22 protein-coding genes are annotated in these 26757 nt (G+C 65.5%); 4 read left to right on the top strand and 18 right to left on the bottom strand.

Translation table 11 applies throughout. From position 1 onward, the window contains the following. Positions 1 to 170: 170 nt before the first annotated feature. Complete coding sequence (gene adk / locus BM154_RS09845; RefSeq protein WP_074882733.1) at positions 171 to 818, bottom strand: adenylate kinase; 648 nt, start codon at positions 816 to 818, stop codon at positions 171 to 173. Positions 819 to 1152: 334 nt separating this feature from the next. Beyond that, a complete protein-coding gene (gene ppc / locus BM154_RS09840) occupies positions 1153 to 3789 on the bottom strand; it encodes a phosphoenolpyruvate carboxylase (RefSeq protein ID WP_074882731.1) in 2637 nt (878 codons plus the stop codon). Positions 3790 to 3953: 164 nt separating this feature from the next. Between ppc and BM154_RS09835 the strand changes: the two genes are divergently transcribed. From BM154_RS09835 to lptF, 3 genes are all read left to right on the top strand, one after another. Then, entirely contained in the window at positions 3954 to 4280 is a 327-nt protein-coding gene (locus tag BM154_RS09835; RefSeq protein WP_074882729.1) for a pilin assembly protein, read from the top strand. Positions 4281 to 4548: 268 nt separating this feature from the next. Continuing rightward, positions 4549 to 4974 (top strand): DUF4398 domain-containing protein, encoded by a 426-nt coding sequence (locus BM154_RS09830; protein WP_074882727.1) that lies wholly within the window; start codon positions 4549 to 4551, stop codon positions 4972 to 4974. Positions 4975 to 5018: 44 nt separating this feature from the next. Next, complete coding sequence (lptF, locus tag BM154_RS09825) at positions 5019 to 5804, top strand: lipotoxin F family OmpA-related lipoprotein LptF (protein ID WP_074882725.1); 786 nt, start codon at positions 5019 to 5021, stop codon at positions 5802 to 5804. A 326-nt stretch (positions 5805 to 6130) separates the two neighbouring features. Here lptF and BM154_RS09820 read toward each other — a convergent pair whose 3' ends face one another. From BM154_RS09820 to prfB, 5 genes are all read right to left on the bottom strand, one after another. Beyond that, positions 6131 to 6433 (bottom strand): PA3694 family proteiin, encoded by a 303-nt coding sequence (locus BM154_RS09820; protein WP_074882723.1) that lies wholly within the window; start codon positions 6431 to 6433, stop codon positions 6131 to 6133. Between the two features lie 90 nt (positions 6434 to 6523). Next, on the bottom strand, positions 6524 to 7819 hold the full coding sequence (locus BM154_RS09815; protein WP_074882721.1) for a flavohemoglobin expression-modulating QEGLA motif protein: 1296 nt from the start codon (positions 7817 to 7819) through the stop codon (positions 6524 to 6526). A 28-nt stretch (positions 7820 to 7847) separates the two neighbouring features. Continuing rightward, positions 7848 to 8399: a hypothetical protein gene (locus BM154_RS09810; RefSeq protein ID WP_074882719.1), complete on the bottom strand. Its 552-nt coding sequence runs from the start codon at positions 8397 to 8399 to the stop codon at positions 7848 to 7850. 152 nt (positions 8400 to 8551) lie between these two features. Beyond that, on the bottom strand, positions 8552 to 10054 hold the full coding sequence (gene lysS / locus BM154_RS09805) for a lysine--tRNA ligase (protein ID WP_074882716.1): 1503 nt from the start codon (positions 10052 to 10054) through the stop codon (positions 8552 to 8554). Positions 10055 to 10149: 95 nt separating this feature from the next. Further along, positions 10150 to 11245, bottom strand: a protein-coding gene (prfB, locus tag BM154_RS23815; RefSeq protein ID WP_139225428.1) for a peptide chain release factor 2 whose coding sequence is annotated in 2 segments (ribosomal slippage) — positions 10150 to 11172 and positions 11174 to 11245 — 1095 coding nt in all. Because the reading frame shifts where the segments join, the coding sequence is not laid out codon by codon here. A gap of 161 nt (positions 11246 to 11406) precedes the next feature. Here prfB and BM154_RS09800 point away from each other — a divergent pair. Then, positions 11407 to 13062: a sensor domain-containing diguanylate cyclase gene (locus BM154_RS09800; protein WP_074882714.1), complete on the top strand. Its 1656-nt coding sequence runs from the start codon at positions 11407 to 11409 to the stop codon at positions 13060 to 13062. A gap of 1 nt (position 13063) precedes the next feature. On the opposite strand, the gene BM154_RS09795 is transcribed toward BM154_RS09800, so the two are convergent. The 11 genes from BM154_RS09795 to BM154_RS09745 form a co-directional block, all read right to left on the bottom strand. Beyond that, on the bottom strand, positions 13064 to 14086 hold the full coding sequence (locus tag BM154_RS09795) for a diguanylate cyclase (protein WP_074882711.1): 1023 nt from the start codon (positions 14084 to 14086) through the stop codon (positions 13064 to 13066). Positions 14087 to 14138: 52 nt separating this feature from the next. After that, complete coding sequence (gene cheB, locus BM154_RS09790) at positions 14139 to 15140, bottom strand: chemotaxis response regulator protein-glutamate methylesterase (protein ID WP_074882710.1); 1002 nt, start codon at positions 15138 to 15140, stop codon at positions 14139 to 14141. Beyond that, positions 15137 to 17434 (bottom strand): hybrid sensor histidine kinase/response regulator, encoded by a 2298-nt coding sequence (locus tag BM154_RS09785; RefSeq protein WP_074882709.1) that lies wholly within the window; start codon positions 17432 to 17434, stop codon positions 15137 to 15139. The genes cheB and BM154_RS09785 overlap by 4 nt, the downstream gene beginning before the upstream one ends. Further along, positions 17431 to 18111, bottom strand: coding sequence for a chemotaxis protein CheW (locus BM154_RS09780; protein ID WP_074882707.1), 681 nt, complete (start codon positions 18109 to 18111; stop codon positions 17431 to 17433). The genes BM154_RS09785 and BM154_RS09780 overlap by 4 nt, the downstream gene beginning before the upstream one ends. Further along, entirely contained in the window at positions 18101 to 19348 is a 1248-nt protein-coding gene (locus tag BM154_RS09775) for a CheR family methyltransferase (RefSeq protein WP_074882705.1), read from the bottom strand. Before BM154_RS09775 ends, BM154_RS09780 begins: the two co-directional genes overlap by 11 nt. After that, positions 19345 to 19857 (bottom strand): chemotaxis protein CheW, encoded by a 513-nt coding sequence (locus BM154_RS09770; RefSeq protein ID WP_074882702.1) that lies wholly within the window; start codon positions 19855 to 19857, stop codon positions 19345 to 19347. The genes BM154_RS09775 and BM154_RS09770 overlap by 4 nt, the downstream gene beginning before the upstream one ends. A gap of 4 nt (positions 19858 to 19861) precedes the next feature. Then, positions 19862 to 21484: a methyl-accepting chemotaxis protein gene (locus BM154_RS09765; protein ID WP_074885245.1), complete on the bottom strand. Its 1623-nt coding sequence runs from the start codon at positions 21482 to 21484 to the stop codon at positions 19862 to 19864. Between the two features lie 203 nt (positions 21485 to 21687). Next, on the bottom strand, positions 21688 to 22419 hold the full coding sequence (locus tag BM154_RS09760) for a tellurite resistance TerB family protein (RefSeq protein ID WP_074882700.1): 732 nt from the start codon (positions 22417 to 22419) through the stop codon (positions 21688 to 21690). Positions 22420 to 22584: 165 nt separating this feature from the next. After that, a complete protein-coding gene (recJ, locus tag BM154_RS09755) occupies positions 22585 to 24297 on the bottom strand; it encodes a single-stranded-DNA-specific exonuclease RecJ (protein WP_074882698.1) in 1713 nt (570 codons plus the stop codon). 63 nt (positions 24298 to 24360) lie between these two features. Then, positions 24361 to 24912, bottom strand: a complete 552-nt coding sequence (locus BM154_RS09750) for a YaeQ family protein (protein ID WP_074882695.1) — start codon at positions 24910 to 24912, stop codon at positions 24361 to 24363. 102 nt (positions 24913 to 25014) lie between these two features. After that, positions 25015 to 26658: a glucan biosynthesis protein D gene (locus tag BM154_RS09745; RefSeq protein WP_074882693.1), complete on the bottom strand. Its 1644-nt coding sequence runs from the start codon at positions 26656 to 26658 to the stop codon at positions 25015 to 25017. Positions 26659 to 26757: the final 99 nt, after the last annotated feature.

Raw genomic sequence — 26757 nt, 5'->3', positions numbered from 1 at the left:
GCGCGCCGGTTGGCACTCGGAGCATGCCTGATGGCGGTGGGAAGCCCGATAGTAACGAAACGGCGGCGACGGTGGCTGCCCACCAGCGACTCGAGCCGGGCCCTAGCCCGCCCTGGCATGCCCAGAAACGACAACGGCCCGCAAGCGGGCCGTTGTTGGCGTAGGTCAGGTCAGCTCAGCGCTGCCAGCACCTTGGCGGTGATCTGCTCGACCGAGCCGACACCTTCGATGGCACTGTACTTGGGTGTGCCCTCGGCAGCCGACAGCTTCTGGTAGAAGTCCACCAGGGGCTTGGTCTGCGAGTGATAGACCGACAGGCGATGACGCACGGTGGCTTCCTTGTCGTCTTCGCGCTGGATCAAGTCTTCCCCGGTTTCGTCGTCCTTGCCAGCAACCTTAGGCGGGTTGTGCTCGGTGTGGTACACGCGCCCCGAGCCCGGGTGCACGCGGCGGCCGGCGATACGGCCAACGATCTCTTCGTCGTCGACGGCGATTTCCACCACGTGGTCGATATGTACGCCGGCATCCTTTAGAGCCTGGGCCTGGGGGATGGTGCGCGGGAAACCGTCGAACAGGAAGCCGTTGGCGCAATCGGGCTGGGCGATGCGTTCCTTGACCAGGTTGATGATCAGCTCATCGGAGACCAGGCCACCGGCATCCATCACGCTCTTGGCCGCCAGGCCCAGCTCGGTGCCGGCCTTGACCGCGGCACGCAGCATGTCGCCGGTGGAGATTTGCGGAATCGAGAATTTCTTGGTGATGAAACCTGCCTGAGTACCTTTGCCGGCACCGGGCGCCCCCAACAGAATCACGCGCATCGATGTGCTCCTCAAGTTCTTGGTATTGTGGACTCGCCTTGCGGGGCCAATCTCGAAAAGGGTTTCGGCAGCCCGGCCAGGTGCCGAACTGTCAGAAGGTCGATCAAGATACACAGCGCTCCAATGGCGCACAAGCCGTTGAAAAGCCGCAGGTCATGGCGATCGACCGCCAATTTGCCGTTGCGCTGACACAGCTTGACCGCAGCGGCGCTTCCTGCGCCATCCCACCAAAGTCGAACGCGCGCTGCAGTCCGGCAGATACCCTGTAAATCATCTCTGGATCAGCGCTTTTGCACGCATGATCCCCTCTGAATGCACTCCGCTTGGCCACGCCTCAACCGGTGTTGCGCAGCCCCGCCGCGATACCCGCCACGCTGACCAGCAGCGCCTGCTCCAGAGCGCTGCCGGGCTGCTGCTCACGCTGCCGCGAACGGGCCAGCAACTCGGCCTGCAGCAAGTGCAGCGGATCGAGGTAGGTGTTGCGTACGGTGATGAATTCCAGGGTCTCGGGGCTGTGCACCAGCAGCTGCGATTGCCCGGTCAGGTTCAGCACCACCTCGCTCGCCTGCGACAATAGGTCGCGTAAATGCGCGCCCAGGGGATGCAGATCGCTGTCCACCAGACGCTCGTCGTACAGCCTGGCGATCGACTCATCGGCCTTGGCCAGCACCATCTCCAGCATGTCGATACGTGTGCGGAAGAACGGCCACTGCTCACGCATCTCGCGCAATCGGTCACCTTCACCACGGGCCAGTGCCTCGCGCAGCGCGGCTTCCCAGCCCAGCCAGGCGGGCAGCATCAGGCGCGTCTGGGTCCAGGCGAAAATCCATGGGATGGCGCGCAGGCTCTCCACCCCGCCTTCACGCCGCTTGGCTGGCCGGCTGCCGAGGGGCAAGCGGCCGAGCTCCTGCTCGGGCGTGGCCTGGCGGAAGTACTCGACGAACTGCGGATGCTCGCGCACCACGCTGCGGTAGGTGGCCACGCCGTCAGCGGCCAGCTTGTCCATCTGCTCTCGCCAGGCCTGTCGCGGCACGGGCGGCGGTAGCAGGGTGGCTTCCAGCACCGCGGCCAGGTACAGATTGAGGTTCTGTTCGGCGATATCCGGCATGCCGAACTTGAAGCGGATCATCTCGCCCTGCTCGGTGGTGCGGAAACGCCCGTTCACCGAACCGGGTGGCTGCGACAGAATCGCCTCGTGGGCCGGGCCGCCACCACGTCCCACGGTACCGCCACGGCCATGGAACAGCAGCAGCTCGACGTCATGCTCACGGCAGATGCGCACCAGACTTTCCTGGGCACGGTACTGCGCCCAGGCGGCCGCGGTGGTGCCGGCATCCTTGGCGGAATCCGAGTAGCCGATCATCACTTCCTGTGGCCCCTGCAGACCGGCGCGATAGTCCGGCAGGCCGAGCAGCCGTTCGATGGCGACGGCGGCGTTGTCCAGGTCCGCCAGGGTTTCGAACAGCGGCACCACACGCATGGGGCGGCGCAGCCCGGCTTCCTTGAGCAACAGTTGCACGGCAAGCACGTCCGAGGCGGCGCCGGCCATGGAGATCACATAGGAGCCCAGCGAGGCCGCCGGCGCAGCTGCCACTTCGCGGCAGGTGGCGAGCACTTCGGCGGTGTCGGCGCTGGGGTCGAAGTCGGCGGGCAACAAGGGCCGGCGACCGCTCAGCTCACCCTGCAGGAACGCCAGCCGCTGCTCTTCGTCCCAGCTGTCGTAGCGACCCAGGCCCAGGTACTCGGTGATCTCGGCCATGGCTGAAGCATGGCGGGTGGCGTCCTGCCGCACGTCGAGGCGCACCAGGAACAGCCCGAAGGTGCCCACCCGGCGCAGGAAATCCAGCAGCGGGCCATCGGCGATCACGCCCATGCCGCAGTCATGCAGGGATCGATAGCAGAGCTCGAGGGGCTCGCGCAGGTCGGCGTTGTCGTGCAGCACCTGCGCCGATGCACTGACCGGGCCGGAAAGCGACTCATGGGCCCAGGTGCGGGTAGCACGCAACCGCTCGCGCAATTGCTTGAGCACCGCGCGGTAGGGCTCTGCACTATCGCCGGCGCGTGCGCGCAGCTCGTCGTTGGAGCGCTGCATGGACAGCTCGGCGGCCAGGTTGTCGATGTCGCGCAGGTACAGGTCGGCGGCCATCCAGCGCGCCAGCAGCAGCACCTCGCGGGTGATCGTGGCGGTGACATTGGGGTTGCCATCGCGATCGCCGCCCATCCACGAGGCGAAGCGAATCGGTGCGGCGTCCAGTGGCAGGCGTTGCCCGGTTTCGCGCTGCAACGCCTGGTCGGCCTTGCGCATCACCGTTGGCAGCGCATGCCACAGGGAATTCTCGATCACCGCGAAGCCCCACTTGGCCTCGTCCACTGGCGTGGGGCGTACGCGACGAATCTCCTCGGTGTGCCAGGCCTCGGCGATCAGCCGCTGCAGACGGCTGGTGATGGCCTCGCGCTCGGCAGCCGACAGGTCGCGGTGATCCTGTTCGGCCAGTTGCGCGGCGATGGCATCGTATTTCTGGATCAGGGTGCGCCGCGACACCTCCGTGGGGTGCGCAGTGAGCACCAGTTCGATATCCAGCTGCGCGACCTGTCGCGCGAGGGCCTGGCGATCATGACCATTGGCGCGCAGGCGCTGCAGCAGCTCGTCGAACACGCGGTTCTCGAACGGTTGCGCCTCGCCCGTATCGCGGCGACGCACCCGGTGGTACTGCTCGGCGATATTGGCCAGGTTGAGAAACTGGTTGAAGGCGCGGGCCACCGGCAGCAGCTCGTCGTCGTGCAGCCCGTCAAGGGTCTCGCTGAGCTGCCGCGCGCCGTCGGCCGAGCCTTGCCGCGCGGCCTTGGCCCCCTTGCGAATACGCTCGATCTTGTCGAGAAAGGCCTCGCCATGCTGGTCGCGGATGGTACTGCCGAGCAACTCACCAAGCTGGTGAACGTCCTCGCGTAGACGTGCATCGATTTGCGTCATACCAGTCTCCTGCGCCGTTGCGTGAACCTGCAGATTGCCCAGCCGCGAAGCACCTGACAAGCCGCAATGCGAGCAAAGCAGCAGGCGCCAGGCACTGCACGCGGCAACCGGAACGCCGCCAGCCTGCGCCTGTCTCTAGCAAACACCCCTGCACCGAGGTACCTATGAAGATCCGCCAGCTCGTCCAGCAATGGGAACAGCACGCCACCGGCCGCCTGGCCAGTACGCCCTACCAGGTTCACCTGGATCTTGAGGCGGCTGCACGCCTGGCGGCGCTCAGCCACATGTACCCCAAGCGCCGCCCCGAAGACCTGCTCGCCGAGCTGCTGGGCGCCGCCCTGGAAGATCTCGAGGCCAGCCTGCCCTACGTGCAGGGCACTCAAGTGGTGGCCAACGACGAGGAAGGCAACCCCATCTACGAGGACATCGGGCCGACCCCGCGTTTTCTCGAACTGGCCCGTCATTACCGCCAGGAACTCGATACCGAGTAGCCGCCGAGCATGCCCTGAGCGATCAGCAGGAGTGGCGAAGTCCGCGGTTGACGGGGCCTACGCCGATTTTCTGGCGACGCGAATCCGGCAAATCGCAGTTTTTTGCTGAACGTTTCCAGCCGTCGCCAACTCACAGAACTATGCCGTTACCGACCACCGGTCGGCGGGAAAAAACTTACTCAGCCGCGCTCGCTCCTGAGTCCCGCACGGCAGGTAACCATCGTGGAAACCGACTGTTTTGCCAGGTATTTACCAACGGAGTTGCACCATGACCACTAAAACTGCCCCAAACGCTCGTACTCAACTGGCCAGCTGGAAGGTCGCTGCGCTGGCCATTGGCAGCAGCCTGCTGCTGGCTGGTTGCGCCGGTAATCCGCCCAGCGAACAAATGGCCGTAACCAAATCGGCGGTCAACGAAGCCGTGAGTTCCGGTGGCACCGAGTTCGCCGCGGTAGAGACCAAGTCCGCGCAGGACAAGCTCAAGCAGGCCGAACTGGAACTGGTCGAGAAGAATTACGAAGAAGCCAAGCGCCTGGCCGAACAGGCCGAGTGGGACGCTCGCGTAGCCACCCGCAAGACTCAGGCCGCCAAGGCTGACAAGGCGCTCAAGGATGCTCAGCAGGGCATCGAGGAACTGCGTCAGGAAGGTATGCGTGGCGCCCAGCAGATCCGTACCCAGGGTCAGCAGCAGTAACGCCCCACGACAGCTTTCGCCAATTCATAGAAGGATGAACGACCATGCGTAATCAAGTGATGATTCCTGCCCTGCTGGCGCTGAGCGTCGGCCTGGCCGCCTGTGCCTCCAAGCCCAACGTCAACCTGGAACAGGCGCGCAGCAGCTACTCCAGCCTGCAGACCAACCCTGAGTCGGTAAAAGTCGCCGCCCTGGAAACCAAGGACGCCGGTGAAGCGCTGGAGCGTGCGGAAAAAGCCTACCGCGAGAAAGAAGACGAGAAGCGCGTTGACCAGCTGTCCTACCTGGCCAACAAGCGTATCGAGCTGGCCGAGCAGACCATCGCCCTGCGTACCACCGAGCAGAACCTGGAGCAGAGCAGCGCCCAGCGTGCCCAGGCCCGCCTGGATGCCCGTGATGCGCAGATCAAGCAGCTGCAGGAGAGCATGAACGCCAAGCAGACCGAGCGCGGCACCCTGGTGACCTTCGGTGACGTGCTGTTCGACCTCGATCGTTCCGAGCTCAAGCCCGGCGGCATGCACAACATCACCAAGCTCGCCCAGTTCCTGCAGGAAAACCCGGACCGCAAGGTGATCGTCGAAGGCTACACCGACAGCACCGGCTCGGCTCAGTACAACCAGAGCCTGTCCGAGCGCCGTGCCAACTCCGTTCGCGCCGCACTGATCAAGCAGGGCGTTGGTCCGGAGCGCATCGTCGCCCAGGGTTATGGCAAGGAATACCCGGTCGCCAGCAACAGCGACTCGGCCGGCCGCGCCATGAACCGTCGTGTGGAAGTGACCATTTCCAACGACAGCAAGCCGGTCGCCCCTCGCTCGTCGATGGGCAACTAAGGCTGCGGCCTGCCTGAGCAAGCCTGCACTGCAAAGGGTGCAGGCAACCTCACAAGACAAACCCCGCTCAGGCGGGGTTTGTCGTTTCTGGCATCGGGAGGGGTTGCAGCTGCGCAGGACAGCCCGGCATGCCGGCCACTCGTAGCCCGGGCGAACAGCCCACCGGCCACAGGCGGCTCATCTGCAGAAGCTTGTCACGGCGTACTGCCTTCGGCGAGGACGCCTAAAGTCTAACGCCCCGCCCTGCCTGAGCCAGCCTGCGCCCATGGGAGTGGGGGGCTGCCTCACCAGACACCCTGGTCCAGCAGGGTTTGTCGTTTCTGGTATCAGGAAGGGTTGCAGCGCACCGCGCGCTTGGAGTCGTCGACCAGCACACCGCTAAGGCCCTTTTGCTGCAGGTCGAACAGCACCAGCACGCCGTCGATGCACTGCGCCACCTGGTCGGCGGGTTTGAGGCTGACTCGATAGTCCTCGCCGGGCACGGTCTTGAGCATGGTGAATTCGGCCAGCAGCAAGGCATCCTCCGGTTTGGCGAAATGCAGGTAGCCGTAGAAGCCGAGCACCGCCACGGTGCCGGCGATGCTGCCAATGGCGGTGAGAATCAGGGGGATGGGGTTGCGCGCTGTCATGCCGACATCTCGAGTACGAGCCGGCCGCCCACGGCAGCTCGGCGAAGTGAAGGGCGGTCGCGTGCCGCGCCGCCACTCCCGAGTTGGTGCTCAGAGAATGTTGGCGTAGTCGGCTTCGATCCGATCCAGGCTCAAATGGTTGAGGAAGTTGGAGAAGCACATCCAGGCCGACAGCGAGTTGAGGTCGCGAAACTGCTGCGGCAGGTACCTGGGCGGGCTCACCAGCCCTTCATCGACCAGTTGGCGTAGGGTACGCATATCCTCGAGCGTGGTCTTGCCGCAGAACAATAAAGGGATCTGTTCCAGCTTGCCTTTGCGCACCGCTAGCTGGATGTAGTTGTAGATCATGATGAAGCCCTTCAGGTACGACAGGTCCTTGGTGAAGGGCAAACCGTCCGGCGCCGAGCCGCGGAAGGCACGGCTGGCATTGCTGTAGCTGTCCTCCAGGCTGAAGCCCTGCTCGCGGTAGAAATCGCAGACCTGCAGAAAGTCGGCGCCCTGCTCGGCCATGTGAATGGCCCGGGTACGATTGGTCAGCTTGCGCAGGCGGCTCGGATAGGAGGCGAAGGCGATCACCTCCATGAGGATGGCCAGGCCTTCCTGGGTGACCGTCGACGAGGGCGGCCCCTTGGCCAGGAAGGTACAGATCGGCTGATTCTGGCCGTTGAGGGTGGTGGCCACGTGCACCAACCCTTCGTGCACCTCCAGCGCCTTGACGTCGCGTTCGTTGAACATCGCGTCGCTGCGGATCTTGATGTAATCGGCACCCGCCGCCGCATCGGCAAGAATGCCATCGGACTCGAACACCCGGATGGTGCTGTCGCTCTCGCCGAACACCAGATTCAGCCGGCCCTGCAGCAAGGCGACGGCGTCCTTGGCGCTCAGCGTCTTGGGCTCGTCCTTGAGGTCGCCGCGGCTGTCGATGTTGTTCAGGTAGCCGGAAAACATCAGCCCCAGATCGGCCAGGGTCGGATCACCGGCATGGAAGGCGTCGGACGCCGCACCATACAGTTCCTGGGAAATCAGCCCGAAATCCGAGGTGCCGCGCGCCTCCAGCATGCGAATCACCATGCGGTACTCGCGGCACATGCGGCGCATGATCTGCCCCACCGGGTTGAACTGACCGAGCTGGCGGGTGATGTCGCGCTCGATGTTCTGGAATTCCAGCTTCTTGGCGGCCGGGTCGAACGCCAGCGGGCGGCTGTCGTAGTAGCTGCGGTCGATGGCCGGCAGCTCGCGCCCCTTGTGCTTGAGAAACCCCTGGCGGATGGAGTCGTCCCATTTCACCGCGTCGAGTACGCGGATCGGCGTTTGCGCCTCGACGATACGGTCCGACAGCGCGCGCACCACCAGTTGGTAGCCGTCGAGTGCGGTATGGCTGTTCATGACAATCCTCTTTGCTTGGCTGACGTTTTCAAGGCGCACTGCGCTGGTAGCGCGCCACTTCGACGAACAGGTCGGAGTTGGCAGGGTCGTTGAGGTAGGCGAACACCTTGTCCAGCGAGCTGCTCACCAGCACGCCCTCACCCTGGGGCATTTCCACGTCGCTGCCTGCCAGATCGCCACTGGCGATGGCCTGCCTGATGCGCTCGACATCGAGATTGAACAGCACCAGCTCGCCCGCCTGGGTCAGCTCGAAGCCGCCGATGGCGAAGTTCGCCCCCATGCGCTTGGGCACGCCGGCAGACAGGTACCAGCGTCGCCCATGGTGGGCCACGGTAAAGCTGTAACTGCGCACGCTGGGCACATTGTCGGGGTTGTCGACGTAGGTGTCGGCCTTGTACAGGTTGGCGCCCGACCGGCTGATATCCAGATAGCGCAGCTCACCCCACTCATCCACCCGCGACCACAGACCCAGCAGCGGAATCGGCGCCGTCTCGTTCGCCGGGATCGGTTCCTTGAAGGTCACCAGGCAGCCACTCAACAGCAGAAACGACAGCATTACCCATGCGCGCCAGGCTTTCATCATGCTCTCCTCGAGACCGTTGCGGGCCGCCACCGGGCTGATAGTCCGACTCCCTGGCGCCGCGCGTCAAGCATCCGGCCGGGCGTTCATCAACAGGATAGGCGCTGATTCACGGACAATAAAAAGCCGCCCGGAGGCGGCTCGTCCAATCCTTAGAGTTCCGGGCGCATATGCGGGAACAGGATCACGTCGCGAATCGACGGCGAATTGGTCAGCAGCATCACCAGGCGGTCGATGCCGATGCCCTCGCCTGCAGTCGGCGGCATGCCGTATTCGAGGGCCCGTACGAAGTCGGCATCGAAATGCATGGCCTCGTCGTCACCGGCGTCCTTGTCGGCTACCTGCTGCAGGAAGCGCGCGGCCTGGTCTTCGGCATCGTTGAGCTCGGAGTAGGCGTTGGCGATCTCGCGGCCACCGATGAACAGCTCGAAGCGATCGGTGACGCTCGGATCGTCGTCGCTGCGACGAGCCAGCGGCGAGACCTCGAACGGGTAACGGGTGATGAAGTGCGGCTGCTCAAGCTTGTGCTCGACCAGCTCCTCGAAAATCATCACCTGCAGTTTGCCCAGGCCTTCGAAGCCGAGCACCTTGGCTCCGGCCTTCTTGGCGATGGCACGGGCCTTGTCGAGGTCCTGCAGGTCGGCGGCGCTGATCTCGGGGTTGTACTTGAGGATCGAGTCGAACACCGACAGGCGCACGAACGGCTCACCGAAGTGGAACACCTTGTCGCCGTACGGCACGTCGGTGCTGCCGAGGATGGTCTGGGCCAGCTCGCGGAACAGCTCCTCGGTCAGGTCCATGTTGTCTTCGTAGTCGGCATAGGCCTGGTAGAACTCGAGCATGGTGAACTCGGGGTTGTGCCGGGTCGAAACGCCTTCGTTACGGAAGTTGCGGTTGATCTCGAAGACTTTCTCGAAACCACCAACGACGAGCCGCTTGAGGTACAGCTCCGGCGCGATGCGCAGGAACATGGCCATGTCCAGGGCGTTGTGGTGGGTCTCGAAGGGCTTGGCCGCGGCACCTCCGGGAATGGTCTGCAGCATCGGCGTTTCCACTTCTAGGAAGTCGCGCTCGGCGAGGAAGCGGCGGATATGGGCGATCACCTGGGAACGCACGCGGAAGGTGTCGCGCACCTCTTCGTTGACGATCAGGTCGACGTAGCGCTGGCGATAGCGCTGTTCGGTGTCGGTCAGGCCGTGGTGCTTGTCCGGCAGCGGGCGCAGCGACTTGGTGAGCAGGCGCACGCTGCTCATCTCGACGTACAGGTCGCCCTTGCCGCTACGGGCCAGGGTACCTTCGGCGGCGATGATGTCGCCCATGTCCCAGGTCTTGACCTGGGCGAGGGTTTCTTCAGGCAGGGTCTTGCGATTGACGTAGACCTGGATGCGCCCGCTCATGTCCTGGATGACCATGAAGGCACCGCGGTTGAGCATGATGCGCCCGGCAACCTTGACCGGGATGGCAGCGGCTTCCAGCTCTTCCTTGGTCTTGTCCACGTACTGCTTCTGCAGATCGGCGCAGAGGTTGTCGCGGCGGAAGTCGTTGGGGAAGGCACTGCCCTGCTCACGGATGGCAGCAAGCTTTTCCTTGCGCTGGGCAATCAGCTTGTTTTCTTCCTGTTGCAGTTCCTGCTGGTCGGGCTGTTGGTCGCTCATGGTGGTCTATCTGCCTGGCGTCTAATCACTGATTCAATGGGGAAACCGCAAGGCGCCGCTACGCGAAGCAGCGGCGCCTTGCACGGGGTGCGGGATCAAAGGCCCTGTTTGAGGCTGGCTTCGAGGTAGCCGTCGAGGTCGCCGTCGAGCACCTTCTGGCAATCGCTACGCTCGACGCCGGTACGCAGATCCTTGATGCGCGAATCGTCGAGCACGTAGGAGCGGATCTGGTGACCCCAGCCGATGTCCGACTTGCTGTCTTCCAGCGCCTGGGAAGCGGCGTTGCGCTTCTGCATCTCCAGCTCGTACAACTTGGCCCGCAGCATCTTCATGGCGGTGTCCTTGTTGGCGTGCTGGGAACGTTCGTTCTGGCAGGCCACCACGGTGTTGGTCGGCACGTGGGTGATGCGCACCGCCGAGTCGGTGGTGTTGACGTGCTGACCACCGGCACCGGAGGAGCGGTAGGTGTCGACGCGCAGGTCGGCCGGGTTGATCTCGATCTCCACCTTGTCGTCGATCTCGGGCGATACGAACACCGCCGAGAACGAGGTGTGGCGACGGGCGCCGGAGTCGAACGGGCTCTTGCGCACCAGGCGGTGCACGCCGATCTCGGTGCGCAGCCAGCCAAAGGCGTACTCGCCCTTGATATGCACGGTGGCGCCCTTGATGCCGGCGACCTCACCCTCGGACAGTTCGACGATCTCGGCGCTGAAGCCGCGCTTGTCGGCCCAGCGCAGGTACATGCGCAGCAGGATGTTGGCCCAGTCCTGGGCCTCGGTACCGCCAGAGCCGGCCTGGATATCCAGGTAGCAGTTGTTGGGGTCCATCTCGTGGCTGAACATGCGGCGGAACTCGAGCTTCTCGAGGATTTCGCGCAGGCGCTCGACTTCGGCAGCGACGTCGTCGACGGCGCCCTGGTCGTTTTCTTCGACGGCCATGTCCAGCAGGTCGCGCGAATCGGCCAGGCTGCCGGTCAGGTCGTCGATGGTTTCGACGATCTGCGCCAGGGTGGCACGCTCACGGCCCAGGCTCTGGGCGTATTCCGGCTTGTTCCAGACGTTCGGGTCTTCGAGTTCGCGGTTTACTTCGACGAGACGATCATGCTTGTGATCGTAGTCAAAGATACCCCCGAATGGTCTGGGTGCGCTCGGACAGGTCCTTGATGCTGTTCAGGATCGGGTTGATTTCCATGGCTGGCGGCACTCACAGGTAAAACTTCGGAAAAGCCGCGGAGTATACGCGACTCGGGCTATTCTGGCAGCACGCCAGACGGCGATCTCCCAGCTACGGACCAGCGGCCCTTCTATACTCGAACGAGCCATCCGCCCTCGCGCCAAGGATCCCCAGTTACCATGCTTCGCACCCACAGCCTGCGCAGCCACTATGCCCTGCTCACCGTCGTGCTGGTCTGCCTGCTCAGCCTGCTGCTCGGCAGCCTGATCAGTCGCGACTCCAGCCAGCGCATCCGCAAGCAAATCGGCCGCGACCTGGCCGGCGTCTCCTACACCATGGTCGACCGCCTGGACCGCGACATGCAGGCCCGCGCCAGCATGCTGCAGGTGGTCGGCAGCCTCAGTGCCCTGCGTCAGCCCGGCAACGCCGGCGAAGTGCGCAGGCTGCTCGACGAGTTGCAGGGCAAGTTCCCGACCATCGCCTGGATCGGCTTCACCGACGCCCAGGGCCGGGTGCTGGCCTCCAGCAACGGCATACTCGAAGGCGCCAGCATCGCCCAGCGCCCGGTTTTTCTGGAAGGCAGCCAGAGTCTGTTCATCGGCGATGTGCACGAGGCCGTGCTGCTTGCCAAGCTGCTGCCCAACCCGACGGGCGAGGCGATGAAATTCGTCGATATCAGCCTGCCGGTGCATGACGACGCCGGCCGCCTGGTCGGGGTGCTTGCCTCGCACCTGTCCTGGTCATGGGCCGACGAGGTGCGCGAGGCGATCCTCAAGCCCATCGAAGATAGCCGCCAGATCGAGTTCTTCGTGGTCGGCCGTGACCGCACCGTGCTGCTCGGCCCGCGCGAGATGCTCGGCCAACGCCTGCATCTGCCGATGATGCAGAACCTGGCGGCCCAGCAAAGCGAATGGGCCGTGCAGCAATGGCCCGACGGCAAGCGCTACCTCACCGGCCTGACCGCCAGCCAGGGCTATCTCGACTACCCGGGGCTGGGCTGGATGGTCGTGGCTCGCCAGGATCTGCAGATGGCCGATGCGCCGGTGCAGGCCATGCGCCTGAGCATATTCGCCTGGGGTGTGATGCTGGCCCTGCTGTTTGCCGCCTGCGGATGGCTGCTGGCCAGCTACGTGACCCGTCCGCTGCGCACCATCGCCCGGGCGGCCGACCGCCTGGCCAATGGCGAAATCACCGTGATCCCGGAAATCGGCAGCCCCCGCGAAATCGCTCGGCTCAGCCACTCCATCCGTCACCTGGTGGAAAGCCTCACCCACCAGCACGCCGAACTCGACGCCCTGGAAAACCGCGCCCACCACGACCCGCTCACCGGCCTGCCGAACCGCGCCGCGCTGGCCCGTTTCCTGCCCCGTGCGCAACAGCGCAACCAGGGCAGCCAGGACGGTCTGGCGGTGCTCTATCTGGACCTCGATGGGTTCAAGCCGGTCAACGACCGCTACGGTCACGCAGCCGGAGATCAGGTGCTGCGCGAGGCCGCGTCACGCATGCGCGGCTGCCTGCGTGGCGGCGATCTGGTAGTGCGCCTGGGTGGCGACGAGTTTCTGATGATCCTGCAAGTAGCGGCCGATGGCGCAGCCAGCCAGGCCAGGCAGGTCGCCGAGCGAACCCTTCAGGCATTGGCAGCGGTGATTGTCTGGGAAGGCCAGCCGTTGCAGATCGGCTGCAGCGTCGGCGGCGCCCTGTGGCCGCAGGATGACGCCGATCTCGAGCAGGTGGTGGAGCTGGCCGACCAAGCCCTGTACCGCGCCAAGCAAACCGGCCGTGGTCGGGTGATGCTGCACGGCGAATCGTCAGCACCGGGAAATCACCCGGGGTAACTCAGGGCAGCGCACTGGTGTCGTTGACCAGGCCGACCTGATTGCGCCCGGCCTGCTTGGCCATGTACAGCCCCTGGTCAGCCAGACTGACCAGTTGCAGGGGCGCCTGGCCGACCCGCGGCACCAGGGTCGCGACGCCCAGGCTGGCGGTCAGCACCGAGCCGGGCTCGGGTTTGTCATGGGGAATGCCCAGCTCGGTCACCGCGCGGCGCACCTTTTCCGCCAGCAGTCGCGCGCCGCCGGCCGAGGTGCTGGGCAGCACCATGGCGAACTCCTCGCCGCCATAGCGCGCCGCCAGGTCGGTGGAGCGCCCGCAACTGCCGCGCAAGGCCGCCGCCACGCGGCGCAGGGCATCGTCGCCGGCCACGTGGCCGAACTGGTCATTGAAGCTCTTGAAGAAGTCGACGTCGATCATCAACAGCGAAAGCGGCGTCTGCTCGCGCGTCGCACGGCGCCATTCCATTTCCAGGTACTCATCGAAATGACGGCGATTGGACAGCCCGGTCAGGCCATCGGAATTCATCAGCCGCTGCAGCACCATGTTGGTTTCCAGCAATTGCTGCTGGCTTTCGCGCAGCGCCCGGTAGGCTTCGTCACGCTGCTGCAGAGCCATGTAGGACCGTGAGTGATAGCGAATGCGCGCCACCAACTCGATGGTATCGGGCAGCTTGACCAGATAATCGTTGGCGCCGGCGGCGAACGCCGAGCTCTTCACCGTGGCGTCCTCCTTGGTCGACAGCACGATGATCGGCACATCGCGCAGCGCGGGCCGGGCGCGGTATTCGCCGAGCAGGGTCAGGCCATCGACACCGGGCATCACCAGGTCCTGCAGAATCACCGTCGGGCGCAGCTGCTCGGCCACGGCGATGGCCTGGGTCGGGTCCGAACAGTAATGGAAGTCGATGCCCTGCTCCCCCAGCAGTTCTCGGCGAACCGCTTCACCGATCATTGCCTGGTCATCGACCAGCAGCACCATGACCGCGCCGTCCTTGCGTGAAGCGAGTGCTTCTGGGGAATGTTGCATGTGGGTCTCCGGACCAGATGGAAGGCGCGTCTAGGTGATTACCGTTAGTCTATCAGCCAAACAACTCGACGATACGCGGCGCGATGCGTTCCAGCGCCAGTATTTCCTTGGCAGCCTGCAGCTCGGCAGCGGCCTTGGGCATGCCGTAAACGGCACAGCTGGCCTGATCCTGGGCGATGGTGGCGAAGCCGCGATCGCGCATGTTCTTCAGGCCCTGGGCGCCATCGCGGCCCATGCCGGTGAGCAACACGCCAACCGCCTCGCCCGTCCAGTGCTCGGCCAGGCTGTCGAAGAACACGTCGATGGAGGGCCGGTAGATATGGCTGCGCGGCTCCTCGGTATAGGTCAGCGTGCCGTTGCGCATGAGGCGCATGTGGTTGTTGGTCCCTGCCAGCAGCACCACACCCGGCTGCGGCTGCTCGCCATCGCGGGCCAGGCGTACCGGCAGGACCGACTCCCCCGCCAGCCAGTCGGCCATGCCGGCGGCGAACACCTCGTCGACGTGCTGGACCAGCATCACTGCGGCCTCGAAGTCACACGGCAAATGCTTGAGCAGCGAGGCCAGCGCCGCCGGCCCGCCGGCGGAGGCACCGATGGCCACCAGCCGGCGCACTGCCGCGGCACTGGGCGCGACGGCCGAAACGCCGGGTTTGCGGCTGCCGCTCTGGCCGATCAGCCAGCCGATATTCTGGATCTTGCGCAGCAGCGCTGCCGCATCGCCACTTTGGCCGCTCAGGGCGGGCGTGTTGACCGCATCCATGGCGCCATGGCCCATGGCCTCGAATACCCGATTGACGTACTGCTCGATATCCACCGAGACGATCAGCACTGCACAGGGCGTGTGCGCCATGATCCGCCGCGTCGCCTCGACGCCGTCCATGACCGGCATCAGCAGGTCCATCAGCACCAGGTCGGGGAGGTCGGCCTGGCAGCAGGCCACGCCCTCAGCGCCATCGCCGGCCACCCAGACCACACGGTGCGCCGGCTCCTGGGCCAGCGCGCGGCGAATGGCCTCGACCGCCAGCGGCATGTCATTGACGATCCCTATCCTCATTCGTGTGGTTCCCCAACCAGATCGACCACGGCGTCGAGTAACGCCTCATCATGGAAGCTGGCCTTGGCAAGATAATAGTCGGCACCGGCATCCAGGCCACGCCGGCGATCTTCTTCGCGATCCTTGTAGGACACCACCATCACCGGCAGCGACTGCAGGCGGTTGTCACGGCGCACCAGGGTGACCAGTTCTATGCCGTCCATGCGCGGCATGTCGATATCGGTGATCAGCAGGTCGAAGTGCTCGGCGCGCAGCGCATTCCAGCCATCCATGCCATCCACCGCCACGGCCACGTCATAGCCGCGCGACAGCAGCAGCTTGCGCTCCAGCTCGCGCACCGTCAGCGAGTCATCGACCACCAGCACGCGCTTGCGCTTGCCGCCGGCCAGTTGCCGGGCGCTGCGGTCGACGCGCTCCAGGCGCCCACTGCCCAGCAGCTTGGCCACCGAGTGCAGCATGTCCTCGACATCGAGGATCAGCACCGGCGTGCCGTCGTCCAACAGGGCTCCGGCCGAGACGTCCTGCACCTTGCCCAGGCGGGCATCGAGCGGCATCACCACCAGGGTGCGCTCGCCGAGAAAGCGCTCGACCACCAGACCGAACAGGCTGTCGCGATCGCGGATCAGCACCACCGGTATGCCGTTGTCGCTGGGCTTGCCCTCCGGGCGCTGGAGAATCTGACTGGCCGCGATCAGGCCGACGTGCTGGCCTTCGCTCCAGAAATGCTGACGGCCTTCGAGCTGCACAATGTCCTCGCCCTGCAGGCGGGTCATGCGCTCGATATGCGCCAGCGGCAGGGCGTAGGCCTCGCCGCCCACCTCGACCACCAGGCTGCGCACCACCGACAGGGTCAGCGGCACTTCCAGGTGGAAGGTCGAGCCCTCACCCTGGCGCTGCTGCATGCGCACGCCACCACGCAGCTGGCGCACCATGTGCTGCACGGCATCCAGGCCGACGCCACGGCCGGACACCTCGGTCACCTGCTCGCGCATGCTGAAACCGGGCAGGAACAGAAAGGCCAGCAGCTCCTCCTCGGTCAGTTGCTCGCCGGTCTGTTCAGTGGCGAAGCCGCGGCTGATCACCGCCTGGCGCAGCTTCTCGAGATCCACACCGCCACCGTCATCGCGCAGCTCCAGCAGCAGCATGCCGGCGTGATGTCGGGCGCGGATCAGGATCTGCCCTTCGGCAGGTTTGCCCTGTGCCACACGCCGCTCCGGCATTTCGATTCCATGGTCCAGAGCGTTGCGCAGCAGGTGCGTCAGCGGAGCCTCCAGGCGCTCCAGCACGTCGCGATCGACCTGGGTGCCCTCACCTTCGACGACAAAACGCACCTGCTTGCCCAAGGTTCGCGACAGGTCGCGCAGCATGCGCTCCTGGCCGGCCAGGACATCGGCGAATGGCCGCATGCGCGAGGCCAGCGCGGCATCGTAGAGCGACTGGGCGCGCTGCCCGCCCTGCCAGCCAAAATCGTCCAGCTCGGTCATGTGCTGGGCCAGCAGTTGCTGACACTCGCCGAGCGCCTGACGGGTTTCCAGCAACATGGCCTCGGCCTGGGCATCCACCGCGCCCTTGGGCAATGCCTCGCGGGCGACGTCCAGCGCGCGGCGAGCGGTGGCCTGCAGGCGTTTCAGGCGCTGCAGGCTGTCGCCCAAGGGCTTGATGCGCTGGAATTCCACCAGGGATTTGCTGGAAATATCCAGGAGGTGATCGAGGCGCTCGGCGCTGACCCTGAGAATGCGCGCCCGCCCCTCGCTGGTCGGCTCGCTGGCCTCCGCGCGGGCAGGCGGCGCAACGACCGGCGGCTCAACAGCGGGCGGGATCACAGGCTGCTCGGGGGGCGCGACGGCCTGGGTAACGGTTACGGCCGGCTGAGCCGGTGCTGGCGCCGAGGGCGGAACCGGGAGCCCACGTGCCAGCGCGCCCAGGCGCGACACCAGCGCACCTATGCCAGGGTCGGCCGCTCCGGGCTGCGCCGGCGTTCCAAGGCCGAGCAGAATATCGGCGCCCTGCAGCAAGGCATCGATATGCTCCGGGCTGAGCAGCAGGCGGCCTTCCTGCGCTTCAACCAGGCAATCCTCCATCACGTGGGCGACCTTGACCCCGGTATCAAGGCCGACGATACGTGCCGCGCCTTTCAGCGAGTGGGCCGCGCGCATGCAGGCCTCCAGGCTGCCGGCATGCCGCGGGTCACGCTCGAGCACCAGCAGGCCGCTGTTGAGCACCTGGGTCTGCGCCTCGGCCTCGAGCTTGAACAGCTCCAGCAGCGACGCGTCGCGCATCTGATCGGGTGTCATCCAAGACTCCTGGCGATGGTCTGCTGCACGATCTGCTCGTCGAGCAGGGTCACGCTACGATCCTTCCATTGCAATACACCCGCAGCGAAACGACGGCCCACCGGCACGCTGCCGGTACCCAATTGGACGATCTGACCGACGCCGATCGCCTCGATGCCATCCACCTCGTCGACCGGGATGACCACCGGCCCATCGGCCAGATTGAAGATCAGCATGCGCGGCACCACGCGCCGCTCGCTGACCACCTGGCCCGCATCGAGGCCGAGCATTTCGGCGAGTGAAAAGCACGCCACCAGTGCGCCGCGCACGTTGGTCACGCCGATCAGCCCCACGGACCGCTGGTGCGGCAACGAATGAATCGGCGTACTGGGCGCAACCTCGCTGAGCGCCCGGGTCGGCAACGCCAGCCAGGCATCGCCGAGGCGAAACAGCAGCAGCGATCGGCGCTCGCCGCTGTCCTGCTCGACCCACTGCTCCTCGGGCTGGCTGTCGTCACGCTGCAGCGCGAAACGGTCGAGCAGGCGGGTGGCCAGCTCGGCATGCACCTCGCAGTTGCGGCAGTGGATATGCTTGACCAGGCGCTCGCAGGACTTGTCGCCCTGCACGCCGATGCGGTTCCAGCAGTCATCGATGGCGTCTCGCTCGACATCGCTCAGCGGCAGCAGACTATCGCTCATCACGGCTCACTCCACGGCCAGCCCGCTGTTGCAGACGCCTGGCTCCGGCCAGGTCGCCACGGGCGGCAAGCAGCGCCGACAGGTGCGCCAGGGCCTCGGCATGGGTCGGCGCCAGGTAAAGGGTCTTGCGGTAATAGTCCTGGGCCTCGCTGCTGCGCCCGGCCACATCGCTGAGCAGCCCCAGCCAGTAGAAGGCCTGGGCGGTCGGCCCATGGGCGGCGAGGTAACGCTCGCAGGCGGCGCGGGCTTCAGCGCTGCGCCCGGCATTGGCAAGGGTGGCAATTTCATCCAGCGCGCTATCGGCGGTCGCAGGCGCCGGCGCAGGCACCTTGGCCGGTGTGCGCCGTAGCGGTGCAGGTGCGCTGGCGGTTGCAGCGGCCACCGGCGCGGGCCGTGGCCGCGCCGAGACGCTCGGCACAGCCTGGGCCGGCGTGCTGGCCGGCCGCGCGGTCTGTCGGCGGAACACGAAGGCCAGCGGAATATTGAGCGCCTGCATGCCGGCCTGGCTGAACAGGCTGGCTTCGGCCGGGCCGATGAACAGCGCGCCGTCATCGCGCATCAGGCGCTGCAGCACCGCCGCTACCCTGTGCTGGGTGGGCCGATCGAAATAGATCAGCAGGTTGCGACAGAACACGAAATCATAGGGCGCCTCGCCGGCCAGCAGTCCAGGCGCCAGCAGGTTACCGGCTAGCAGACGCACCTTGCGCCGCACCTCGGTGTGCAACTGGAAGCCCTCGGGGCTCTCGGAAAAATGCCGGTCGCGAAAGCTCAGGTCATCGCCACGAAACGAATTGCGCCCATACAGGGCCCGCTCGGCACGCTGCAGATTGACTTCGCTGATGTCCATGGCGTCGATACGAAAGGAGTCGCCGGGCAGGCCGGCATCCAGCAGCGCCATGGCGATCGAATAAGGTTCCTCGCCGGTCGAGCATGGCAGGCTGAGAATGCGCAGTGACCGGGCGCCGCCCAGTTGCGTGCCGCGCTCCCGGGCCAGCCGGGCGAGCGCCACGAAGGATTCGGGATAGCGAAAGAACCAGGTCTCCGGCACCACCACCGCCTCGACCAGCGCCTGCTGCTCACCGGCTGAGCTGTGCAGTTTCAGCCAGTAGTCATCCTCGCCGGCGCAGGCCAGGGCGGCGATACGCTGGCGAACCGCGCGCTCGATCACCACCTGGCCGACCGACTCGGCGTCCAGGCCGATCAGGCCATGCAGCAGCTGTTCGAAGCGGGCGGTCATTGGTTGGCCTCCGGCGCCGCGTACAACAACTCGCGCACCGATTCGTCGAGCAGGTCGGCGACCCGCACCCATTGCACCAGGCCCTGGGCGGACTTGAGCACAGGGCCCAGGTAGCGTGCATCGGGCAGGCTGACGCCGCTGTCCACGAAGGCTTCGATGGGGCTGCGCAACGTATCGCTGGCCTGTTCGAGAATCAGCCCCAGCAGGCGAGCCGGCTGATCCGCCCGGGGCTGGTAATGCACCACCACCAGCCGGGTGCTGGTGCGCACCTGCGCAGGCCGGCCGAGCGCCTGGGCGGTCAGGTCGATCACCGGTACCGGTGTGCCGCGAAACACGAACAGCCCGGCCACCCAGCCGGGCGCGGCGGGAATCTGCTTGAAGCGGCGCAACGGCAGCACTTCGACCACCTCGTGAACGTCCAGGGCGTAACGGTCGCTGCCCATGCTGAACAACAGGAACAGCTGCCCCGGGCTACGCCGCCCCGGCGAAGGCCTGCCTACCTCGGCCACCGGCTCAGACCTTGAAGCGGCTGACGCCGGCGCGCAGACCGTTCGCCACCAGATTGAGGTCATCGATGGAAGCGCTGGCCTGGCGCAGCGACTCGACGGTCTGCGACGAGGCTTCGCTGAGCTGCACCAGGGCCTGGTTGATCTGCTCGGCACCGGTGGACTGCGCCTGCATGCCTTCGTTGACCATCAGCACGCGCGGTGCAAGGGCCTGCACCTGGTGGATGATCTGCGCCAGCTGCTCGCCGACCTGACCGACCTCGGCGATACCGCGGCGCACTTCTTCGGAGAAGCGGTCCATGCCCATCACCCCGGCCGACACCGCCGACTGGATCTCGCGCACCATCTGTTCGATATCGTAGGTGGCTACGGCGGTCTGGTCGGCCAGGCGGCGCACTTCGGTGGCCACCACGGCGAAGCCGCGGCCGTATTCGCCGGCCTTCTCGGCCTCGATGGCCGCATTGAGCGACAGCAGGTTGGTCTGGTCGGCGACTTTGACGATGGTGGTAACCACGTGATTGATGTTGCCGGCCTTCTCGTTGAGGATCGCCAGCTTGGCGTTGACCAGTTCGGCAGCGCTCATCACCTGGTGCATGGTGTCTTCCATGCGCGCCAGGCCCAGTTGCCCGGCGCCGGCCAGGGTCGAGGTCTGCTCGGCGGCGCCGGACACTTCGGTCATGGTGCGCACCAGGTCACGCGAGGTGGCGGCGATTTCCCGTGAAGTGGCGCCGATTTCCGTGGTGGTGGCAGCGGTTTCGGTGGCGGTGGCCTGCTGCTGCTTGGAGGTGGCGGCGATCTCGGTGACCGAGGTGGTGACCTGCACGGCGGAACGCTGCGCCTGGGCGACCAGGGTCTTGATCTCTTCGGCCATGCCGTTGAAACCGGTTTCGATGGCCCCGAACTCGTCGCGGCGGCCCAGATTCAGGCGCGCGGTCAGATCGCCACTGGCCAGGGTTTGCAGGGTATCGGCCACCTGCTGCACCGGTCGGGTGATCGCCTGCATCAGGAAATAGCCACACACGAACGCCACGACGATCGCCAGCAGCACGGAAATCGCCATGCTCAGCTCGGCGCGGTTGACCGCCGACACGATGTCACCGGCCGACGCGTAGGCCATGTCGCGGTTGAGTTCGATCATCGCGGTGAGCTGGGTGCGGCCCTCGTTCCAGGTGTCGGTGAGCGCACCGTTGAGCTCCGCCCTGGCCTCGGCCTGGCGCCCCTGCGCGTACAGGTCCAGCACTTCGGCCTGCTGCAGCAGGAACAGTTCGCGGGTCTTTTCGAAGGCCACCAGCGCGTTGCGCTCGGTGTCGTCGCGCATGGTGGCGCGGTAATCGACCAGGGACGAGTCCAGCTTGTCGCTGGCGCCCTTGACCAGCTGCTTGTCGGCATCGGTAAGGCTGTGCTGCTCACGCAAACTGACCTGGACGATGGTCTGGTGGAACATGTCCGTCCAGGCACTGCGCACCTGGGTGATATGGAACATGCCGGGCATGGCGTCGTCCAGCAGGCGGGTGGCACCGTCCTCGACCTTGAGCAGACGCTCGAAGGAGGCGGCCGCCATCAGCAACATGATGGCGATGATGACCGCAAAACTTGCCTGGATACGCTGGCGAACAGTCCAGTTCTTCACATTCAACCCCATCTGCCGATATTCCTGATCCAGCCGAAGGGCAGCGCCCGCAGCTCATGCTGCCGGACTCTAGGGGCGTTGCGGTAGCAGCGCAAGCGAGACCGGGCCTATTTACTGTAGAACAGGCGCCCCGGCTGTGAAGGATGACAGGTGAGGTGGGCTGCCGGACGGCACCGGGCCGTCGGCAGCAGGGTGCGCAGGGCCTACTGCTGCAGGTCCTGGCGAACCTGGGCCTCGAGCTCGACTTTGAGGGCGGGATCGAGCTTCAGATGGCGGGCCAGTTCGTCCAGGTAGGCGCGTTCCATGAAGTGTTCCTCGTCGACCATCAGCACGCTGGCCACGTACATTTCCGCGGCCATTTCCGGCGTGCTGGCGGCGCGCGCCACATCGGCCGGATCCAGCGGCTTGTTGAGCTCGGCGTGCAGCCAGTGCTGGGTCTCGCTGTCGCTGGCCAGCTTGCTGAACTCACCCTCGATCAACTCGCGCTCGCGCTCATCGACATGACCATCGGCCTTGGCCGCTGCCACCAGGGCCTTGAGGATGCCCTGGCTGTGCAGTTCCACCTGCGGCGCTGGCAGGCGATCGAGGGTCTGCGGCTCGCCTTTTGGCGCACCCGCCTGCTTGGCCTGCCAGTTGCCGTAGGCCTTGTAGGCGATCACCCCAAGCGCGGCCAGGCCACCGTAGATTGCCACCTTGCCTCCAACCTTGCGTACCCGCTTGTTGCCCAGCAGCATGGCCAGGGCCGCGCCGCCACCGGCGCCCTTGAGCATCGAGCCAATGCCACCGTTGTCGCCCTTGCCGGCGCTACCTGCATTGCCACCGAGCATGCCGCCCAGCGCACCACCGAGCCCGGACGAAGACTTGCCAGCGGTTTTCTGTTGCAGCAATTCCTGCCCGGACTTCAGCAGTTGGTCGAGCAAGCCACGCGTATTCATGGAGTTCTCCAATGGTTCAGGAACGGACGAATCTACTGGGAAGCCGGGCCGCCGTCGGTTACAGATTGCGTCAGAATATTGCGCGAACGACCGCGCCACACCGCTCGATAGACCATCGGGCGGTGAACAACGTTCAGCAGAGCGGTTGAGGGCGTGACGCAGCGATCAGCGCGGCGCCAGGTGCGAAATCAGCAACTGCACCGACTCCTGGCCGCGGAATTCGTTGACGTCCAGTTTGTAGGCCAGCTCGACCCAGCGCACGGTCGGGTTGGGCCACACCTCGCGGTCGACACCAAAGGCGATGCCGTCGAGCTGCAGGCTGCCGCATTCGCTCTTGAGCACCACCTTGAGGTGGCGCTCGCCGACGATACGCTGCTGCACCAGCTGGAACGCACCGTGGAACAACGGCTCGGGGAAGTGCTGGCCCCAGGGGCCGGCATTGCGCAGTTCGCGGGCCAGGGGCAGGTTGAATTCGTCGATGCTCAGCACGCCGTCGGACAGCAGGCGCCCGGTCAGATCGTCCTCGCAAAGCTGGCGACGAACTTCTTCATCGAAGGCCTTGGCGAAGGTCTCGAAATGCTCGGCCGGCAACGACAGGCCGGCAGCCATGGCGTGGCCGCCGAACTTGCTGATCAGCCCTGGATGGCGCGAGGCCACGGCGTCCAGCGCGTCACGAATATGAAAGCCCGGCACCGAGCGCGCCGAGCCCTTGAGCATGCCCTCGCCGGCATCGGCGAAGGCGATGGTCGGGCGGTGGTAGCGCTCTTTCAGGCGCGAGGCGAGGATGCCGATCACGCCCTGGTGCCAGTCGGCCTCGAACAGACAGAGGCCGAACGGCAGGTTTTCCACCGGCAAATCCTTGAGCTGGGCCAGCGCTTCACGCTGCATGCCCTGCTCGATGGCCTTGCGGTCCTGGTTGAGCTGGTCGAGCTGCACGGCCATGTCGCGGGCCAGGGCTTCGTCCTCGCAGAGCAGGCACTCGATACCCAGGCTCATGTCATCGAGGCGCCCGGCGGCATTCAGGCGCGGGCCGAGAATGAAGCCCAGGTCGGTCGAAGTGATGCGCCCATGCTGCTTGCCGGCCACTTCCAGCAGCGCACGCAGCCCGGGGCGGGCGCGCCCGGCGCGAATGCGCGCCAGGCCCTGGTGCACGAGGATGCGGTTGTTGGCGTCCAGCGGCACCACGTCGGCGACGCTGCCCAGGGCCACCAGGTCGAGCAGTTCGCCCAGGTTGGGCTCGGGGCGTTCGGCGCTGAACCAGCCCAGCTCACGCAGCCGCGCACGCAGTGCAAGCAGCACGTAGAAGATCACCCCGACGCCGGCCAGGGATTTGCTCGGGAAGTTGCAACCCGGCTGGTTGGGATTGACGATGGCGTCGGCCGCCGGCAGCTCGTGGCCCGGCAGGTGATGGTCGGTGACCAGCACCTTCAGCCCGGCCGCCTTGGCAGCCGCAACGCCTTCGATACTGGAAATACCGTTGTCGACGGTGATCAGCAATTCGGGCTCGCGGGTCAGCGCCACGGCGACGATTTCCGGGGTCAGGCCGTAGCCATACTCGAAGCGGTTGGGCACCAGATAATCGACGTGTGCGGCGCCCAGCATGCGCAGGCCGAGCAGGCCAACGGTGCTGGCGGTGGCGCCGTCGGCGTCGAAATCGCCGACGATCAGCATGCGCTGGCGTTGCCGCAGACCCTCGACTAACAGCTCGACCGCCGCCTCGATGCCCTTGAGCTGGGTGAAGGGAATCAGCCGCACCAGGCCCTTTTCCAGTTCCACTGCCGAGAGCACCCCGCGGGCCGCATAGAGGCGGGTCAACAACGGCGGCAGGTTGCCCAGGTCGGGCAGCGAAGCGGGAAGCGGGCGGGACTCGATACGCATGGACGTCGGATTCTACTCGTGCGGTTAAACGGGGGCGCGCCAGCCGGGGCAGGCGCGTTTGGATCAGTTACTCGTCGTGCGCTCGCCAGCCAGCCACTCGATGGGAATTTCGTGCTGGCCACGCTCGTCGGTAACGAACAGCTCGCCATCGCTGATCATCACGCTCCAGCTCAGCGAGCGCGGCAGATCCTGGGACAGTTCGGCCAGGGCTTCCTGGCCAAGGGCGACGACGTTGATGTTCTTCAGGCTGCGCACCGGGTCGAGGCACTTGGTCTGCCAGACGCGCAGGTTGCCGTAGGCCACTAGGCTGAATTTCTCGGTACGCCGCGAGCACCAGGTGATGCGCTCGCTGTCCGGCTGGCCGACTTCGATCCAGTGCAGCACGCGGCCGTCCAGGCTCTTTTCCCACAGCGCCGGCTCGTCGACATCCGACAGGCCGCGACCGAAGGCCAGGTTTTCCTGGTAGAACAGCGCATAGGCGATCAGCCGCGAGGCCAGACGCTCCTCGGTTTCCGAGGGATGGCGGGCCACGGTGAAACGCAGGCTTTCATAGATGCTGCGATCGATATCGGTGAGGTTGAGATCGATCTTGTAGGTCGTGGACGGCAGGGCCATGGCGCACTTCTTGGAATCTGGAAAAGTGCGCCAGTCTATCAGGCCGGCCAGGAGCGTGGGCAGAGCGCTGCCCAAAGGCGGCGCCTGCCACGCCCCGGGCGGTCAGGAATCGCTCTTCCAGTCCGGGTAACGACGCTCTGCCGGCGCCGGCGGAAAGTACTGGTACAGCCAGGTCTCGCTGAGCACTTCCTTGTTGTCGACGCGGCGCAGGTAGGCGCGCATGTTCACCGGCTCGACGCTGTCGCTGCTGGGGAACCAGTCGAACTGCGCGCGGAAGCCTTCCACCTCGGGGTAAAGGGCCAGGATGCTGAAATCCTTGGCCTCGCCATGGGAGGCCTCGACCACCACCTCGACCTGGGCCTTGGCGTCCATCTTGGCCAGCGGGCCGCCTGCGAAATCGATCGCGAAGCGCCGCGCCCACACCTTGGGCCAATGCTCGCCTGGCGCCCAGCCAAGGGTGAAGCCGCCCATGCCGGAACGGGTGCCATGCACCTGGGCCAGGGTCGGCTTGACCGGCGGCAACGCGGCCCAGTGCAGCTTGTAGCCGAAGTTCAGCGAGGTACCCGGCTCGATAGGCTGCTTGGGGTTCCAGAAGCAGACGATGTTGTCCATGGTTTCGCCGGTGGTGGGAATCTCCAGCAGGTCGATGCTGCCCTCGCCCCACTGGGTGGTCGGCTCCACCCACAGGCTCGGACGGCGGCTGTACCAGACCACGGTGTCCTGATAGGACTTGAAGTCATGGTCGAACTGCACCAGGCCGAAACCTTTCGGGTTGGTGTCGGCGAAGGCGTTGAACTGCAGTTTCTCCGGGTTGTTCAGCGGCCGGCAGACCCACTCGCCGTTGCCGCGCCACATGGACAGGCGATCGCTGTCATGGATGGCGGTGGCGATGAAATCGCACATGCGCCGCTCATGGCCGCCGCAGGAGAACATGCTGGTCATCGGCGAGATACCCAGCTGCTTGATGGTCTTGCGGGCGTTGATATGGGCGTCGATATCCATCACCACGCGGTCTTCCAGGCAGTCGATATCGAAGCGGAAGGCGCCGGTGGCGCTCGGCGAGTCGAGCAAGGCGTAAAGCACGAAGCGGGTGGCGTCCTTGTCCGGCGTCTCGAACCAGAACTCGGTGAAGTCGGGGAACTCTTCCGGGGTGTCGGTAAAGGTGTCGATCGCCAGGCCGCGGGCCGACAGGCCGTACTGGCCGGTGTTGTCCACCGCGCGGAAGTAGCTGGCACCGAGGAAGGAGACGATGTCGTACTTGGCGATGTTCGGCTGCTTGAACACCTTGAGGCCGGCGAAGCCAAGGTCGCCCTTGAGCTGCGCAACATCCACGCCGCTCTTGCCGTACTCGAACAGATCGGGGCGGAAATGCACCTCACGGGCCTGGCGGCTCTTGGGGTCGACGGCGTGCATGCGCACCGGCTGGCGAAAGCCCATGCCGACGTGGAAGAACTGCACGTCCAGCTGGCCGTCCAGTTCGTTCCACAGCGAGTGGGCCGGGTCGTACTGAATGGCGTTGAACTGCTGGGGCGTCAACTTGGCGAGAGTCTCTGGCAGCACCTCGGCGGTGCTTTTGTAAGCCCTGCCGGCCATGCTCTTGGCGCGCGCCTGCAGTTGCTTGAAATCGAATGGTTCAGCTTCGCCATCGGCGGTCTTGGCGAAACTGTGCAGGCTGAACAGGCTAGCCGGCAGGCCACTGGCGGCGGCCAGCATCATGGAGGCTTTGAGAAGGTTACGTCTATGCATGGGCGCCCCTGAATAGGTATGGAATCTAGGCACCGCCCCTGCAGGGCGATGGAAAAATACCTACAACAGATAGCCCTACCCGCCACATGGTTCCGCGCT

Origin of the sequence: Phytopseudomonas argentinensis (genome assembly GCF_900113905.1) — a bacterium.
GTDB classification, from domain to species: domain Bacteria; phylum Pseudomonadota; class Gammaproteobacteria; order Pseudomonadales; family Pseudomonadaceae; genus Aquipseudomonas; species Aquipseudomonas argentinensis.
This window is presented reverse-complemented; position numbering and strand designations above follow the sequence as displayed.